Source organism: Falsiruegeria litorea R37, from assembly GCF_900172225.1.
In the GTDB taxonomy this organism is placed as follows: Bacteria; Pseudomonadota; Alphaproteobacteria; order Rhodobacterales; family Rhodobacteraceae; genus Falsiruegeria; species Falsiruegeria litorea.
In genome coordinates this window covers 381,186-396,184 of record NZ_FWFO01000002.1, presented here as the reverse complement: position 1 = coordinate 396,184, position 14,999 = coordinate 381,186, and the positions used below count along the sequence as shown (strand labels likewise).

Annotated in this window: 18 protein-coding genes; 9 read left to right on the top strand and 9 right to left on the bottom strand. The window is 58.3% G+C overall.

Features of this window, described 5'->3' with window-relative positions; genetic code table 11:
• The first annotated feature begins 1 nt into the window (after nt 1).
• Nucleotides 2-574 carry a DUF6151 family protein gene (locus TRL7639_RS15540; RefSeq protein ID WP_085796761.1) on the top strand — a complete coding sequence of 191 codons (573 nt, stop codon included), beginning with the start codon at nt 2-4 and terminating at the stop codon, nt 572-574.
• Between the two features lie 154 nt (nt 575-728).
• Here the strand turns inward: TRL7639_RS15540 and TRL7639_RS15535 are convergent, their stop codons facing one another.
• From TRL7639_RS15535 to TRL7639_RS15510, 6 genes are all read right to left on the bottom strand, one after another.
• Nucleotides 729-1,430, bottom strand: a complete 702-nt coding sequence (locus TRL7639_RS15535; RefSeq protein WP_085796760.1) for an alpha/beta fold hydrolase — start codon at nt 1,428-1,430, stop codon at nt 729-731.
• Between the two features lie 98 nt (nt 1,431-1,528).
• Nucleotides 1,529-2,143 carry a hypothetical protein gene (locus TRL7639_RS15530; protein ID WP_085796931.1) on the bottom strand — a complete coding sequence of 205 codons (615 nt, stop codon included), beginning with the start codon at nt 2,141-2,143 and terminating at the stop codon, nt 1,529-1,531.
• A 17-nt stretch (nt 2,144-2,160) separates the two neighbouring features.
• Complete coding sequence (locus tag TRL7639_RS15525; protein WP_085796759.1) at nt 2,161-3,057, bottom strand: hypothetical protein; 897 nt, start codon at nt 3,055-3,057, stop codon at nt 2,161-2,163.
• 2 nt (nt 3,058-3,059) lie between these two features.
• A complete protein-coding gene (locus tag TRL7639_RS15520) occupies nt 3,060-3,485 on the bottom strand; it encodes a VOC family protein (RefSeq protein WP_085796758.1) in 426 nt (141 codons plus the stop codon).
• Nucleotides 3,485-4,477 (bottom strand): alpha/beta hydrolase, encoded by a 993-nt coding sequence (locus tag TRL7639_RS15515; RefSeq protein ID WP_085796757.1) that lies wholly within the window; start codon nt 4,475-4,477, stop codon nt 3,485-3,487. Before TRL7639_RS15515 ends, TRL7639_RS15520 begins: the two co-directional genes overlap by 1 nt.
• A complete protein-coding gene (locus tag TRL7639_RS15510; protein WP_085796756.1) occupies nt 4,474-5,226 on the bottom strand; it encodes an alpha/beta fold hydrolase in 753 nt (250 codons plus the stop codon). The genes TRL7639_RS15515 and TRL7639_RS15510 overlap by 4 nt, the downstream gene beginning before the upstream one ends.
• A gap of 209 nt (nt 5,227-5,435) precedes the next feature.
• Between TRL7639_RS15510 and thrS the strand changes: the two genes are divergently transcribed.
• The 5 genes from thrS (at nt 5,436) to TRL7639_RS15485 (ending at nt 10,162) form a co-directional block, all read left to right on the top strand.
• A complete protein-coding gene (gene thrS / locus TRL7639_RS15505) occupies nt 5,436-7,394 on the top strand; it encodes a threonine--tRNA ligase (protein ID WP_085796755.1) in 1,959 nt (652 codons plus the stop codon).
• Nucleotides 7,395-7,616: 222 nt separating this feature from the next.
• A complete protein-coding gene (locus tag TRL7639_RS15500; protein WP_085796754.1) occupies nt 7,617-7,919 on the top strand; it encodes a BufA1 family periplasmic bufferin-type metallophore in 303 nt (100 codons plus the stop codon).
• Nucleotides 7,920-8,014: 95 nt separating this feature from the next.
• A complete protein-coding gene (gene bufB / locus TRL7639_RS15495; protein WP_085796753.1) occupies nt 8,015-8,872 on the top strand; it encodes an MNIO family bufferin maturase in 858 nt (285 codons plus the stop codon).
• Nucleotides 8,869-9,621, top strand: coding sequence for an HvfC/BufC N-terminal domain-containing protein (locus tag TRL7639_RS15490; protein WP_085796752.1), 753 nt, complete (start codon nt 8,869-8,871; stop codon nt 9,619-9,621). Before bufB ends, TRL7639_RS15490 begins: the two co-directional genes overlap by 4 nt.
• 4 nt (nt 9,622-9,625) lie before the next feature.
• Nucleotides 9,626-10,162 carry a DoxX family protein gene (locus tag TRL7639_RS15485; RefSeq protein ID WP_085796751.1) on the top strand — a complete coding sequence of 179 codons (537 nt, stop codon included), beginning with the start codon at nt 9,626-9,628 and terminating at the stop codon, nt 10,160-10,162.
• Between the two features lie 66 nt (nt 10,163-10,228).
• On the opposite strand, the gene TRL7639_RS15480 is transcribed toward TRL7639_RS15485, so the two are convergent.
• Nucleotides 10,229-10,597: a hypothetical protein gene (locus TRL7639_RS15480; RefSeq protein ID WP_085796750.1), complete on the bottom strand. Its 369-nt coding sequence runs from the start codon at nt 10,595-10,597 to the stop codon at nt 10,229-10,231.
• A gap of 24 nt (nt 10,598-10,621) precedes the next feature.
• Nucleotides 10,622-10,939 carry an ArsC/Spx/MgsR family protein gene (locus tag TRL7639_RS15475; RefSeq protein WP_085796930.1) on the bottom strand — a complete coding sequence of 106 codons (318 nt, stop codon included), beginning with the start codon at nt 10,937-10,939 and terminating at the stop codon, nt 10,622-10,624.
• 217 nt (nt 10,940-11,156) lie between these two features.
• On the opposite strand from TRL7639_RS15475, the gene TRL7639_RS15470 reads away from it, so the two are divergent.
• Nucleotides 11,157-11,363, top strand: coding sequence for a cold-shock protein (locus tag TRL7639_RS15470; RefSeq protein WP_085796749.1), 207 nt, complete (start codon nt 11,157-11,159; stop codon nt 11,361-11,363).
• 210 nt (nt 11,364-11,573) lie between these two features.
• On the opposite strand, the gene thyX is transcribed toward TRL7639_RS15470, so the two are convergent.
• Nucleotides 11,574-12,485 carry an FAD-dependent thymidylate synthase gene (thyX, locus tag TRL7639_RS15465; protein ID WP_085796748.1) on the bottom strand — a complete coding sequence of 304 codons (912 nt, stop codon included), beginning with the start codon at nt 12,483-12,485 and terminating at the stop codon, nt 11,574-11,576.
• Between the two features lie 192 nt (nt 12,486-12,677).
• On the opposite strand from thyX, the gene TRL7639_RS15460 reads away from it, so the two are divergent.
• Complete coding sequence (locus tag TRL7639_RS15460; protein ID WP_085796747.1) at nt 12,678-13,586, top strand: thymidylate synthase; 909 nt, start codon at nt 12,678-12,680, stop codon at nt 13,584-13,586.
• A 37-nt stretch (nt 13,587-13,623) separates the two neighbouring features.
• Complete coding sequence (locus tag TRL7639_RS15455) at nt 13,624-14,988, top strand: tetratricopeptide repeat protein (protein WP_165759826.1); 1,365 nt, start codon at nt 13,624-13,626, stop codon at nt 14,986-14,988.
• Nucleotides 14,989-14,999 lie beyond the last annotated feature (11 nt).

Genomic DNA, 14,999 nt, shown 5'->3' with positions numbered 1-14,999 from the left:
CATGACGGCCCCTTTGGGCTTTTCGTGCGGCTGTGGTGCGCTCAAAGGGCACGTCACAGCCAACGGCGTACGGGCAGGTACGCATGTGGTCTGCTACTGTGCTGATTGCCGGGCCAGCGAACGCTTTTTCCAGCAACCCGACCCAGCGCCCGGCCCTGTCGATATCTTTCAACTCAGCCCCGAGACCGTGGTCATCGACCAAGGGACCGAGCATCTGGCGGCTATCCGCCTCAGCCCCAATGGCATGTTTCGCTGGTATGCAAACTGCTGCAACACGCCGATTTGCACCACATTGAAATCTGCCAAAACACCCTTTGCCGGAATGAACGCCCAGCGCTTTGATGATCCAGGCAGTCTGGGACCAGTGGTTTCAAAAGGGTTCGTTCCTGCAGCAGATGGCAGTCGAAAGCACGAGTCCGCCTATCGCTCCGCATGGCCTCTGATCAAGCGCATGGCGGCATCGCGCCTGTCGGGACGGTGGAAAAACACGCCGTTCTTTGATGCTGACAGTGGTGCGCCTGTGGTAGAGCCCCGCGTCATCGACAAAGCTGAGCGCAAAGCTCTTTACATCTGACACCATCAAAGCCTGCACACTGCGCGGCCTGTCGGCCTTGCGTCCTGCGGACGGCAGGGGGCCAGGCTCACGCGGGCAAAGCCCGCGTGAGCCTGGCCCAACGGGAGGAGATGTTTCGCCAGAAACATTGACGACGGGCGGGAGCACCCCCGACTTACTGACTTCGCTGCAACCAGGTCAACAAAACCCGTGTGACAATATCGGGTGTCTCAAGTGTTGGTAAGTGACCTGCATTATCAATCACTTGCAACTCAGCGCCGGGGATCAACTCTGCCATAAATGTGTGACGCTTGACCGGCGTCAACGCGTCATGAGCACCACACAGGACCAACGTGGGTACCTTGATCTTGCGCAGTGTCCCCTGTTGATCTGGTCGGCGCTGCAGCGCTCGTGATTGGCGCACAAAGGCCTCAGCCCCCATATCGCGCCCCATAGCGTACACTTGTTCCAAGGTCTGCATTCTGTTGGCATTCGGAGCCAGATACTCGGGCTGCATAGCTTGGCGCAGAACCTCGTCCAACCGTCCCGCCTTGGCCCCGACAATCATTGGTTCACGCGCGGCCGCAATCACCGGCGTATCGGCCTGCACATCCGTATCCATCAAACACAGCCGGGTGACACGGTCGGGCGCACGGCGATATATCTCCATCGCGATGATACCGCCCATGCTTAATCCCGCCAGCGCGAACCGTTGCGGCAGTTGATCCAAAAGGCCCGAGGCGATTTCTTCCACCCGCTCCCCCAGATGGATCGGCGCCACCATGACGGCCCGATCACGCCCCAGAGTCAGCAACTGATGGGCATACAGCCGCGCATCACACATCATGCCCGGCAACAGGACAAGCGGTTCAACCATGGCCCACCACCTTAACCTTAGACTGTCTCACTGCCTGCCCTCATCCGTCTGTTTTGTCTGCAGAATGCCCAACCTTGCAGCACCGGGCAAGGGCGACGTCACGGATATCGGATGCCACGGAACGACGGGAAATCCGCATAGCGCGCCCTTCTCTGCGACGGCCCTTCTTCCGGCTCTTCGCCAGCAATCAACAAGCGACCACGCGGTGCGATGTAGCTGTCGATCCGACGCAAAGGATTGGGGCGCCACACCAGGTTGAAAGCGCAGAGTTTGGGAAAGAACCAAATCTCGGAATAGTCCAGATGATCGTGCATCCACCACGCCAAATCACGCCAATCCCGACCTTGATCGTATTGATCGGCAAACCAGGGAATCACAACCGAGGCCCCCGCGATGCGGTCATCGCCCATGCCCCGGTCCCAGATATGGCACTCCAACGGATGCGTATTTCGCGCGCAGTTGAGCTTCATGTCATTGCCGAACTGATTGAGCGAGGGAGAGCGATACCCCGAACGCACAGCGATCCGGCCAAAGGTCTCCTCCAACGGGTCCATGAGCGTCTCACAAAACAACCGCCCCGTTTCGATCGCCAGATCAGGGTTTTCTGGGATATTCTGTTTCTGGTGGAAACTCCCAATCTCCGAGTACAGAAAATCCCGCATGAAGAAATGCCGCGACAGGCGCACGCGCCCCAGCGTCTCAAGGCTCCACATGCTGCCGGGCTTGCGCATCAGGTCATCTCCTCGATCACCGCCTTGACCATCTGATTGGCGAGCCGGTCGTGGAACAGCGGTAACAGTTTTGCCACCTTGGGATCCCAGCCAAGCGATAACCGCCAGCGCGCGTAGAACAGACTTTCGACGTCATGGGTCTGCAATCTGGGCCAACCAGCTCGCAGATTGCGGCGCATCACTGCCGCATCAGGTGCTTGAAGTTCAACACCGTGAAGGCGGGCTTCAGCCGCCCGAGCTTCGTGCCCCGCAAAATGGGTTTTGATCTTGTCCTCAACCCAATCCTCTGGCGCAGGGTGAGAAATAGCCACGATAGCTTGTTTCACATCCTCCGGCATTGTCGCCAAACACGCGTCAAATGCGGCCCCGAACACGTCAGTTTCGGGGATGTTCATCGCCCATGCATCTGGCTGTATTCGTAGAAGAACAGGGTGCGCTTGTTCAGTCCACGCTCCGGCTTGAACCATTCCCAAAAGCTCGAGAATCTCTTGCACCTCGTCGCTGAACCAGGCGGGCCCGAAGCCGCGCCCGGCACCAACCGTGGGAGGCGGAACCTTGGTGGGGGTCGGCTTAACCACCGTCCACTCGGCCCCCGCGGCGCGGATGGGACGCCCAGGCACCGGCATCCCGTCTGCCTGTCTCCAGCCTCGTTCATTGGTCTGACTTGCGATCGTCAGAACGACCGTGGCAATGTCCTCCAGTATCGGCAAGCGCTCGGGCACCTGTGGCGGCGCGATCAAAGCCGCACCCCATGGCCGTTCCTGGGCATAGCCGCAGGCCTCAAGCAACCTGCAGCCGAATTGCCAGGCCGTCATGGCATAGTCGTTGGCCCCACCGCGCTCATCTTTGGGTAATCGCGCGATCACATATTCACAGACCGGTGCGACCCATTCCATACCTAGTACCCGTTCCAGCAAAAGGCCCCATCGTCGCGCAGGCCTGAGAACGGGTTGTGTGCAACCTCCCAAATCGTCCCGTCTGGCGCGCGAAAATAGCCGTGATGTCCGCCCCAGAACACATCTTGTGCCGGTTTCAGGACCTCGGCGCCCGCCCCCTCTGCTGCGATCAGAACCTCGGCCACGTCACTCTTGGTTCGGCAATTGTAGCTGAGCGTGATGGCGCCCTGCCCCAGAGTATCCACGGCCAAACCGATCTCGTCTGCCAGAGCTTCTAGCGGATAGAGCCCCAGCACCTGTCCGATCAGGTCAAAGGCGATGACACCGTCAGGGCTGTCGACCCTTTGCCACCCCAACGTCTCATAGAAGGTGGCAGCGCGGGCAGGGTTGCGCACACCAAGAGTGATCAAGCTGACGCGCTGTTCCATCACTCGATCCCCAGCGATTTCAGCCAAGCCAGCGTGTCCTGCACGGTTTGGTCAGTCAAACCGGGAGATTCGATGTCCCCCGCGATGACATGCGCAGAAGGATCGTCGCCGGGGCCAACTGTGACAGGTTGTAATTCAACCGCACCACCCCACTGAGCAGCGATCTGACGGGAAAGGTCGGATCGCACGACCTTGTCGTCATCCGAAAATCGAAACAGCGCCGGAACCTTTGCTGCGCTGAAATCCTGCACCACAACCTCTTGTAGCAGTGCGGTCAGCGGCACCACGGCTTCCCACGAGTAGTTCGTACTCCAATACATGTCTTTAGCCTCATGTCCGGTGGGCGGGTTGCGTGTTCCCCCCATCAGTGGCGGCAACCAGATGCGGGCCCCGGGCAAACCCGGAATCCACGCCATGGGCGCATTGACACCAAAGTTGGGTGAGACAAAGATCATCGCGGCAACATCCGCCGAAAGATTGGGATCAAGTGCTGCCGCAGCCGCCAAAGTGCCCCCGGTTGAGGTGCTGATCACCACGACCTTGTCGCCCACGGCACGCGCTGCAGACAGCGCTTCGGCGGTATCCTGCATCCAGCCCACTGCTGTGCCTTCCACCATGGCGTCGCTGCCGCGACCATGTCCCTGCAGGCGGGTGTAAACCAGATTGGCGCCCAAGGCGTCAGCAATCCTATCGGGCACCGGACGAATTTCCTCGGACGAGGCAGAGAACCCATGGATATAGAGAACAGAATACTGCGTGCGCTGCTCTTTCGCGCCCTCTTGCCAGATCACCCGCTTTTCGGTGCCTGGCACGATGTCATCAAAGCTGGATTCGATGCTTTCGAAATAGACCTGCACCCCTTCGCCAAACTTGCGCGGCTCAAACGTCGGGTTCAGGTTCACCTCTTCACGCGGACCAAAAATCCACAGTCCCGCACCCACAACCACCAAAATCAGAAGCAGACGCCCCAAGAGCTTTCCCAACGCTCTCATGCCGTGGCCGCCATCACGTCCTGAACCGCCTGTTCGATCAACCCCAGACACGGCCCGTCCGAGAACCGATGGTCAGCATCCTTGACCAGCAACAGCCGCATGTCATCGCAGGTCGCATGCTCCAGCAGTTTGAGCGCGGTTTCGGTCGACACGGCCGTATCCGCCGTGCCTTGCAGACAGCGCACCGGGAACGGCATCACCAATGGCGAACGCAAGACCAACCGCTGACGCCCATCCTCGATCATGCGTTTGGTGACAATGTAGGGCTCCATGTAATCCGACGGCAAAGCCACCTGCCCTTCGGCCTCGAGCATCCGTCGCTGCGCGTCGTCAAAGCCTGCCCACCAACCGTCTTCGGTGAAATCAGGTGCGGCGGCGACGGTCACCATACCCGCAATCCGCTCGGGCCGCGCGCGCGCAAATAGCAACGCCTGCCAGCCCCCCATGGACGACCCCACAACGATCAATGGCCCCTCGGTCAGCGCATCGACCGCAGCCAATGTATCCTCGTGCCAATCACCGATGCAGCCTTCGTCAAAGATGCCTGAACTTTCACCGTGCCCGGAATAATCGAACCGCAAGAACGCCTGTCCACGCGCGCGGCACCAAGCCTCGAGATGCACCGCCTTGGTGCCCTCCATGTCCGATTTCAGTCCGCCCAGAAACACCACGGTCGGCCCCTGCCCGTCGGTTTTGTGATACGCGAGCTTTCGTCCTGTCGCCGTGTCCAGAAAATTTGTTGCAGCCATAGTGCCCTCATTTGGTCTTCCGACATCATGCACGCCCCCAAAATGTCCGCAATTCCTTCTTCACCTTTTTCCAAATACTCCGGGGAGCGCGAGGGGTGGAGCCCCTCGCTCCCACTCTTGACACAAGCACCAGACCTTGCCATTTGAGCGCTACATCATAACCCGCAACCGGGCGTTCAGTGGGCGCCAAATCGACGAGGAGAGCCAATATGGCCCTGGATTCAAAATCCGTCTCTCTCACCTTTCCGGATGGCAATGCACGTTCCTTTGATGCTGGTGTAACACCCGCACAAGTGGCTGCCGACATCTCCACCTCTTTGGCGAAAAAGGCCATCTCGGCCACTGTGAACGGTCAGCATTGGGACCTGCAATGGCCCATCGACGCCGACGCGCAGATCGCCATTCACACCATGAAGGATGAGAATCAGGCCAACGAGCTGATCCGCCATGATCTGGCGCATATCATGGCGCGCGCGGTGCAGGAAATCTGGCCCGACACCAAGGTCACCATCGGCCCGGTGATCGATAACGGCTGGTATTACGACTTTGACCGCGCCGAGCCGTTCACCCCCGAAGACCTCGGGCAGATCGAAAAAAAGATGAAGGAAATCATCAACAAGCGTGACGCCGTGACCACCGAAGTGTGGGACCGCCAGCGCGCGATCGATTTCTACACCGAGAACAACGAGCCCTATAAGGTCGAGCTGATCGACGCCATTCCGGGGGACGAGCCGCTGCGCATGTACTGGCACGGCGACTGGCAGGACCTGTGCCGCGGGCCGCACCTGCAACACACCGGCCAAGTGCCGGGCGACGCCTTCAAGCTGATGAGCATTGCGGGCGCCTATTGGCGTGGCGACAGTGATCGCGCGATGTTGCAGCGCATCTATGGCGTGGCCTTCACCGGCAAGGAAAAGCTCAAAGCCCACCTGCACATGCTGGAAGAGGCCGCCAAACGCGATCACCGCAAGCTGGGCCGCGAAATGAACCTGTATCACATGCAGGAAGAGGCCCCCGGTCAGGTGTTCTGGCATCCCAATGGCTGGAAGATCTACACCACACTGCAGGACTACATGCGCCGGATGCAGGAGCGTGACGGCTATGTCGAGGTGAACACCCCGCAAGTCGTCGACCGCAAACTGTGGGAGGCCTCGGGCCACTGGGACAAGTACCAGGAAAACATGTTCATCGTCGAAGTGGACGAGGAACATGCCCGTGAAAAGGCGATCAATGCGCTGAAACCGATGAACTGCCCCTGCCACGTTCAAGTGTTTAATCAGGGCCTGAAGTCCTATCGCGACCTGCCGCTGCGCATGGCCGAGTTCGGATCCTGCGCGCGCTATGAACCCTCGGGCGCCCTGCACGGCATCATGCGGGTGCGTGGGTTCACGCAGGACGATGGCCACATCTTCTGTGCCGAGGATCAGATCGAGCCAGAAACCGCCAAGTTCATCGCCTTCCTGTCCAAGGTCTATGCCGACCTGGGCTTTCACGACTGGACCATCAAACTGTCCACCCGCCCCGAACAGCGGATCGGGTCGGACGAAAGCTGGGACTTCCTGGAAAAAGCTCTGGGTGAGGCCTGCAAGGCTGCGGGCTATGACTATGAGATCCTCGAAGGCGAAGGCGCATTTTATGGACCAAAGCTTGAGTTCACTCTGACCGACGCAATCGGCCGGAACTGGCAGTGTGGCACCCTGCAGGTTGATTCCAACCTGCCCGAACGCTTGGATGCGAATTTCATCGGTGCGGACGGGTCAAAACACCGCCCCTATATGCTGCACCGCGCCTGCCTGGGGTCGTTCGAGCGTTTCATAGGGATCCTGATCGAAGAGCACGCCGGCAAGCTGCCGTTCTGGCTGGCCCCGCGTCAGGTGGTTGTCGCCTCGATCACATCCGAGGCGGATGATTATGTGAACGAGGTGGTCGAAACCCTGCGCGCGGCGGGTGTCCGGGCCGAGGCCGACATCCGCAACGAAAAGATCAACTACAAGGTCCGCGAGCATTCGGTCGGCAAAGTGCCGGTCATTCTGGCCGTTGGTCACCGCGAAGTTGAAGAGCGCACCGTGTCGGTTCGGCGTCTGGGCGACAAGCGTACCAGCGTCGAAAGCCTGGTAGATGTAACAAAAGCCCTTTCGACCGAGGCAACACCGCCCGATCTTCTGTAACAATCGGCAAAAAAACACCTGCAAACCGGCCCCCACCTGAGGGCCGGTTTGTAACATTTCAAAAAATCCTCTATAAAAACATAATATTAACAGGTGCGCTGCCATGACATGGGCTGACGCGCTCGTGAGACACGGGCTCGTGAATTCAAACCCGGCTGACGAGGGGCTACCTTGTCAGTGTCAACAACAGACACACCGAAATCACCAAGAGGATTTACCGAGATGTCGAACACCGTCAAAACCCTTGCCGTTGCAGGCGCCGTCGCAGCAGTCCTGGCAGCCACCACCACCACTGTAAGCGCTCAAGCCAAAGAGAAATGCTATGGCGTGTCGCTGGCAGGTGAAAACGATTGCGCCGCAGGCCCCGGCACCACATGCGCAGGCACCTCGACTGTCGATTATCAGGGCAACGCATGGACGTTGGTTGACGCCGGCACCTGCGAAACCATGGACCTGCCTGCTCAGGCGGACGGCTCGGCCCGCAAAGGCTCGCTGGAAGCGCAAGAGCGTGATCTGCCGGCATAAGCCGCACGGCTCAGCCTAAGGCAAATTCGGGGGCGGATGGTGTAAGCCGCCCGCCCCTTTATTAATCTTTTCAAGCTCCTACCCGAGGTTTATGCATGTTGGACGATACCCGCAAATCGCATCATTTGCCCCCGGCGCCCGGGGTTGGGTACAAGCCACAACATTTCTCGGACATTCTTGAACAGCCTGACCCTGTTGGATGGCTGGAAATTCACGCGGAAAACTACATGGGGGATGGTGGCCGCCCGCTGGCGCAGCTGCGTCACATGGCGGATCGGTTTCCGATCTCGGTCCACGGTGTGGGCCTGTCCATCGGCGGAGAAGGGCCGCTGGATGCCGACCATCTGGATCGGCTCAAGCAACTGATCGGCTGGTTGAACCCAGCAAGTTTCTCGGAACACCTGGCTTGGTCCACTCACGGAGCAGAGTTTCTGAACGATCTGTTGCCCCTTCCCTATACCGACGCCTCACTTGCGCGCATCTGCGACCACATTGATCAGGTCCAAACCCACGTGGGCCGTCAGATGCTGCTGGAAAACCCATCCAGCTATCTGGCCTTCGCAGAAAGCACCTGGTCCGAACCCGATTTCCTGCACGAGGTCGCGCGGCGCACTGGCTGTGGCCTGCTGCTGGACGTGAACAACGTCTTTGTCTCGGCCACCAATCTGGAGTTCTCCCCGCAGGGTTACATCGACGCCTACCCGCTGGATCTGGTTGGGGAAATACATCTGGGCGGGCATGACGAGGATGAGGACGATCACGGCAAGCCCCTGCTGATCGACAGCCACGGGCGCGAAGTGGTCGATCCAGTCTGGACGTTGCTGGACTATGTGCTTGAACGCTCGGGCCCGAAACCTCTGCTGATCGAATGGGATACCGATGTCCCCGAATGGCCCATTCTGCGGGCCGAAGCTGAACGCGGCCAAAAAGCCTTGGATCAGGTGCTTGCATGAAGGTGACCCAGGATCAATTTCGCGCTGCATTGCTGGATTCGGCTCAGCCGGTTCCGACCGGATTGCTGGACGCCAACGACGGCCCTGCCGGGGCTCGCTTCAACGTCTATCGCAACAATGTCGCTGTCTCGCTGACCGAAGCGATGCATCAGGCGTTCCCCGTGATCACCAAGTTGCTGGGGACGCAGAACATGGACGGGCTTGCGGGAATATTCCTCAGGCAACATCCGCCTACGTCCCCGCTGATGATGCACTATGGCGAATCATTCCCGGACTTTCTGAACGGGATGCAACAGCTGTCTCATCTGGGGTACCTTGCCGACGTCGCTCGATTGGAACTCGCGCTGCGCCGGTCCTATCACGCGGCTGATAGCGCCCCCATTGCCCCCGAACAGATGGCCATCGACCCCGAGGCCCTGATGGCCTCGACGCTAGAATTTGCACCTGCAATGGAAGTGGTCCGCTCGGATTGGCCCATTGCCAGCATCTGGACCTTCAACACCCAAGACGGCAGCCCAAAGCCGCAGGCGGTGGCAGAGGATGTAGTGATTACCCGGGTCGAGTTTGACCCCGAGCCCCACATCTTGCCACCCGGTGGCGCTGATTGGATCCTGGCGTTGAAAGCTGGCAAATCCATCGGTGAGGCTCACGAAATTGCCGAAGGTCTCTCTCCCGGTTTCGACCTTGGCGCAACGCTGGCCTTGCTGTTGCAAGGCGGTGCAATCATCTCACTCACGACCAAAGGATAAGGCCATGCACGCACTTGTCTCGCGCTACACAACGGCGCTCAACTCATTGGACCGCATGTCAGATTTCATGGTGCCGACCCTGGCCCGGCTGACGTTTGTCGCCGTTTTGCTATTCTACTATTGGAACTCGGCCATGCTGAAAATTGACGGCTCGATCTTTTCGGCCTCGGCTGGCGCGTTTGGCCAGATCTTTCCCAAAGCCGCCGAAGAGGTTTTGTGGGACGTGAGCCAGATGAACATCTTTCAGCGTCTGGTGATTTTCTTTGGTACCGTGGCCGAATTTGTCCTGCCCGCACTGATCCTTGTTGGGTTGCTCACCCGCCTGGCCGCATTGGGAATGATCGGTTTCATCTGGGTACAGACCGTCGTCGATATCACCGGCCACGGCGTTAAGCTGGGCAGTCTGTTCGACAACACGCTGACGTTGGTAGATCAACGCGTGATGTGGACATTCCTGATGCTGGTGCTGGTCTTCAAGGGTGCCGGAGCTCTGTCCGTCGACGCCCTGTTCCGCAAGCGCGGGGAACCTGCGATCGCCTGATCTGCACATCGCTTTTGAGTAATGAGTGGTATGCACCGCCCCCCTGGGGGCGGTGTTTTTTTTCGATCAGAAGTGGGCTTTCGGCTCGTCCGGTTTGCCTGCGCCAACGGCCAGCAACCCACCCACCGCAGCAAAGGCCACGGGGAACATCGTGAAAACGTTGAACCCAAAGGCATAGTACATGCCTGCTGCCGAAATCAGCAACAGCACCCCACCCCACAAAGCCCGCGACCGGGCCATGGCGCCCCCCGCAATCGCCAACATGGGCGCGATGATAGAGGTTAGCTGGATCAGATCGGAATTTTCCACCTGCTCGAAATAACCATCCACTTCGCCATAGTACTGAATTGCCTCGATGTAACCGAAGCTGAAGAAGCCGACGATCATGCCGATCAAGCCGGCGATGATCCCCAGAACAAGGGCTGCATTGCGCATCTGTTACTCCTCAACCGGGAAATTTCAGGACAAACCCAAGGCAACGCGCGTCTCGGCCGTCCAGCCAAGATGCAGTTGCCCATCTGCTTCGATCAGAGGTCGTTTCATCAGCGTCGGGTGCTCTGCCAGCAACTCGACCGCAGGGCGCGAACGCTCCGACTCATCAAGCCCGCGCCAAGTTGTTGAGCGGGTGTTGAGCAGTTTGTCGCCAAACTGCGTCAGCGCCGCATCGCGGACGTCATTGGGCAATCCCTCGACCCGAACATCAACAAATTCAACATTGTTTATTTCTTTCAAAGCCTTACGGCAGGTGTCACAGGTTTTGATCCCAAAAAGTCGCATTTTCACTCCATCTTTGAGTGCCCAAATATCCATCAAACCACAGAATTTCACCCCCTTGCGCTTGATTTTTGAACGCACCGTGCGATCTTGTCGTCGGTGTAACAGCCCATCAGACTTCCGCCTTGACGTGTATGAGCCGGTCGCCTGGCGGTCGGTTACGCTGTTCGCACCCCCGAGAAATTAGGGGAAACGTGGAAAGTAGAAGGAGACACGGGACATGCCTACCGGCACCGTGAAATGGTTTAACACGACTAAAGGGTACGGCTTTATCGCACCTGACGAAGGCGGAAAGGACGTTTTTGTCCATATTTCTGCTGTGGAACGTTCGGGCCTGACGGGCCTCGCGGACAACCAGAAGGTTGCTTATGAGCTTCAGGATGGACGCGACGGACGCCAGATGGCATCCGATTTGAAGCCATTGTAAGTTTTTCGAAAGACGCGCCTTCCCGCAAGCCCCGGGGCGGCGCATTTACCGGCGGCTGAGGTGTGCGGCCGCCGGTAGACTGAACCAATAGTTTCGTTCCATTTTCAGCATGATGCTTATTGACCAGTCGTCCGACACTTGAACTACACCACCGCCCCGACCCCAAGACAGCCGTGGGATCGGAACCTTTTTTGCGTTTGATCGAACGGCTTACTCGGGCTTGATCACAGTTTCGAATTCGCGCCATTCACGTACGGACATGCCTGAATTTTCCTGATCAACCTGCTCGCCTTTGAGCATCCGGCGCAAGCAATCCACCATCTGAGCCGACATGCTGACCGAACCCAGCCGGTAGTCCTCAAATGCTTTGTACGCAGCAGGGACCCAATCCGCGACAATGTCGCAGATCGCTTCGGCGTAGACGCGGATTTCGTATTGAGCATGGGAATCCGCACGCAGCCGCAAGAAGTGGAACAGGTTGTGCAGGTCCACCTTCCAGTACCACTGTGTATAGATGTTCGCCGGCAGATTCATCCGGGCAAGCTCGCGCGCAAGACCCTGCTGGCCGTCCTGGCTGATCATCTCTTCATAGTGATCATAGGCGCGCATTGAATCCCCTTTGAGCATCTCAAGAACCCGTGCGGCCTCTTCGCCTTGCAATGCCTCACCACGGCCCTGGTTGTTGATCACCGATTGAGCAGCCATCTGATCAGGTGCGGGAATATAGAACTCACGATCCAGAATCGAATAGCGAGCCGAGTATTCGTTCACATTTGCGGTGCGATGGCGGATCCATTGACGCGCCACAAAGACCGGCAATTTGACATGCAGCTTCAACTCGCACATCTCGAACGGGGTCGAATGCCAGTGGCGCATCAAATAGCGGATCAGCCCTTCATCGTTCTGCACCGACTTGGTGCCCTTGCCATAAGACACACGCGCCGCCTGACAAATTGCAGCATCATCCCCCATATAATCGATGACCCGAACAAACCCGTGGTCCAGAACCGGCTTTGCCGAATAAAGGTGCTGCTCAATCCCCGGAGCAACAGTGCGCAGTGTCGCCTGAGATTGGGTGCGCTGTTCTTCGATTTCGGCAAGTTGCTCGGGCGACAGAGGCATGAGGGGGGGCTCCTTGGTGGTCTCAGAGAATCTGTTTGATGAAACTATATATGGGTAGGCATTCGGCGTGAACCGCAATATCAAGGTCACACATTGGTCACGGTCCACACGCAACAGGCGCAGAAACATTGACTTCTTCGCGTAAAAGACTGACGGTGCAGCAAAACCTATAAAAAACAGAGGTTGAGGCAGATGAAGCGGTTTTGGCTTGGTATCACGGCGGCGGCCGTGGTGTCGGCGTGTGGTGGCGATACGTTCAACAACTCGGGTACCCCCGAGAACCCAGTTGCACCCACTCCAACAGTTCCCGAAGCAATCGCTGGTGATGTCACCAGCGTATCTTATGACCAGGCAAACCAAACCCTGACCGTTACGGGCAGCCAGCTGGACAACACGCCATTTGAGGCTGTCTACACGCGCAACACAGCCCTGGATGTGCCCGGATACGAGGCTTACACGACGCAAGACGGTTCATTGGACCGCCACTTTACCGCCTACGCTCAGGAACGTGATGGGGTTTATGCGACCGTCGTCGGAGGCGGCCCACAGTTCAACTCGGTCATCATGGGTGCCAGCTTTGGCCGAGACGGGACATACACTGCCCCAGACGCGAGCCAAGATGGATTGGGGCTAGTGAGTTATGCAGGTAACTACGTGGGCATTCTAAACACCGAGGGCGACGGAAACGACCTTTTACCGGTAACGGCCGGCACATCTGATGACATTCGACCAACCCAGATCGCAGAAATAACCGGTGTGATTTTCATCAATGCCGACTTTGCAGACAACTCAATCAACGGGATTGTTTATGACAGGGTCCTCGCCGATTCCGGCACCACGCTAGAGGATTTGTCTTTGTTCCCTGGAACGATCACTGCCAACGGAACATTTGATGGAGAGGTGCGCCTAGGTTCGACTCAAACCGTCGGCACCTACGCCGGTATCTTCGGCGGAACTGATGCTTCTGCATTGGCGGGTGCTCTGAACGTTTCGAACCACATTAGTGGAGGGTCAGGTGAAGCGCTCGAATACGGCGTCTTTGTTCTGGCACAATGTGGAACAGCAAATGCCGATGCCGTGTGCAACCAGCCGCAGCCGTAACCAATTGAAACTGGTTTCGGTCCGGGCCCTTGCAATCGTGGCGGCACTGTCTCTTGGTGCGTTCTCCGAAGCCCAGGCGGAAGAGACATCCCATACGTTAACGCTGGATCAGGCATTTCGGACCGCCATCGAAGCCCTAAGAACTGGCCAACCCACCGTCACGGTTGCGCTTACGCATGGGCTATTGAAAGCCAATCCCAAGGATCCGGTTCTGCATTATCTTCAGGCACAAGCTTACGCCCGCATGAACGAACCCGAAGAGGGGCGGCAGGCCGCTGCCTTGGCATATCGCAATTCCAAGGATCAGGATTCTCTGTTCCAGTCTGCCCAACTGGCCGCGCGCCTGTCCCTGCAGGCGGGACGTCCCACGATGGCGCAGTTTTGGCTTAGGCGAACAGCAGTTCACGCGCCCAACGAAGAGGCGGAAAAACTGATCGCGGCCGACTACAAGCAACTTCGCCGGATCAACCCCTGGGCCTTTCGCATTCGTGCCGAGATCAAACCCACAGACAACGTCAACAACGGTGCGGATACCGCCCTGCAGATCATCGACGGGGTGCCAGTGGTTGGGCAACTCAGCGGGTCGGCGCAGGCTTTGTCGGGGGCGTTTGGCATTGTGGATGTCACCACGGCCTATCGCCTGCGGCAATCGGCAGAGAGTATGACGTCGGTCGGCGGGCGCCTTTATGTACAGCGCGTGTCATTGTCGTCCGAGGCCAAAGCCCTTGCGCCGAATGTCACCGGATCACAGTTTGCCTCAACCTATGGCGAAGTTTCGGTTCGTCACGCGATGATTGTGGGTCCTGCGGAAAACCTCGGCTCGGCTGCTGTGGATGTGGCCACCGGCACCTCGTGGTTCGGAGGCGAACGCAGCTATAATTTTGCTCGCCTTGGCGGAGAACGTACCTGGCGCATGGCAGGCGGCGCACAATTGCGCCTGAACGCGTTGGTTGAGACACGATTTGCCGAGCGCTACGGATCAAATGACGCCAATATCCTGGGCATTGGCGCGCAATATGTGCGCCCTGTGGGCAGCGGGAACCGGATCTCGATCAGCATGGCCTACAGGGATTCACGGGCCCGCTGGTTCATGGGAACTTACCGTTCCGCCTCCGTCAGGGTCGCATATGACCTGGGACAGGCCATCGGTCCCGCCAAACTGAGTGCGGGGTTGGTTTTGGGGTACTCGGACTATCCGAATTACGCAGTCAGCATTTTCACGGTGCCCGGTGGACGGCAGGACAAATCCATATATGGTGATCTCAGCCTGTTCTTCGACGAATACGACTATGCCGGCTTCGCCCCGATGCTCCGCGTGCGAACCGGCAAAAAGGATTCGAATGTCAGCCGGTTTGACATTCGCGAGTTCTCGGTCTCGCTGGGAATTGAATCAAAATTCTGAAATCCTGCTTG

Excerpts from the sequence above, each read along its gene's own strand:
- TRL7639_RS15540 (WP_085796761.1), top strand. The coding sequence starts at position 2 with ATGACGGCCCCTTTGGGCTTTTCGTGCGGCTGTGGTGCGCTCAAAGGG.
- TRL7639_RS15535 (WP_085796760.1), bottom strand. The coding sequence starts at position 1,430 with ATGGTTGAACCGCTTGTCCTGTTGCCGGGCATGATGTGTGATGCGCGG.
- TRL7639_RS15530 (WP_085796931.1), bottom strand. The coding sequence starts at position 2,143 with ATGTGGAGCCTTGAGACGCTGGGGCGCGTGCGCCTGTCGCGGCATTTC.
- TRL7639_RS15525 (WP_085796759.1), bottom strand. The coding sequence starts at position 3,057 with ATGGAATGGGTCGCACCGGTCTGTGAATATGTGATCGCGCGATTACCC.
- TRL7639_RS15520 (WP_085796758.1), bottom strand. The coding sequence starts at position 3,485 with ATGGAACAGCGCGTCAGCTTGATCACTCTTGGTGTGCGCAACCCTGCC.
- TRL7639_RS15515 (WP_085796757.1), bottom strand. The coding sequence starts at position 4,477 with ATGAGAGCGTTGGGAAAGCTCTTGGGGCGTCTGCTTCTGATTTTGGTG.
- TRL7639_RS15510 (WP_085796756.1), bottom strand. The coding sequence starts at position 5,226 with ATGGCTGCAACAAATTTTCTGGACACGGCGACAGGACGAAAGCTCGCG.
- thrS (WP_085796755.1), top strand. The coding sequence starts at position 5,436 with ATGGCCCTGGATTCAAAATCCGTCTCTCTCACCTTTCCGGATGGCAAT.
- TRL7639_RS15500 (WP_085796754.1), top strand. The coding sequence starts at position 7,617 with ATGTCGAACACCGTCAAAACCCTTGCCGTTGCAGGCGCCGTCGCAGCA.
- bufB (WP_085796753.1), top strand. The coding sequence starts at position 8,015 with ATGTTGGACGATACCCGCAAATCGCATCATTTGCCCCCGGCGCCCGGG.
- TRL7639_RS15490 (WP_085796752.1), top strand. The coding sequence starts at position 8,869 with ATGAAGGTGACCCAGGATCAATTTCGCGCTGCATTGCTGGATTCGGCT.
- TRL7639_RS15485 (WP_085796751.1), top strand. The coding sequence starts at position 9,626 with ATGCACGCACTTGTCTCGCGCTACACAACGGCGCTCAACTCATTGGAC.
- TRL7639_RS15480 (WP_085796750.1), bottom strand. The coding sequence starts at position 10,597 with ATGCGCAATGCAGCCCTTGTTCTGGGGATCATCGCCGGCTTGATCGGC.
- TRL7639_RS15475 (WP_085796930.1), bottom strand. The coding sequence starts at position 10,939 with ATGCGACTTTTTGGGATCAAAACCTGTGACACCTGCCGTAAGGCTTTG.
- TRL7639_RS15470 (WP_085796749.1), top strand. The coding sequence starts at position 11,157 with ATGCCTACCGGCACCGTGAAATGGTTTAACACGACTAAAGGGTACGGC.
- thyX (WP_085796748.1), bottom strand. The coding sequence starts at position 12,485 with ATGCCTCTGTCGCCCGAGCAACTTGCCGAAATCGAAGAACAGCGCACC.
- TRL7639_RS15460 (WP_085796747.1), top strand. The coding sequence starts at position 12,678 with ATGAAGCGGTTTTGGCTTGGTATCACGGCGGCGGCCGTGGTGTCGGCG.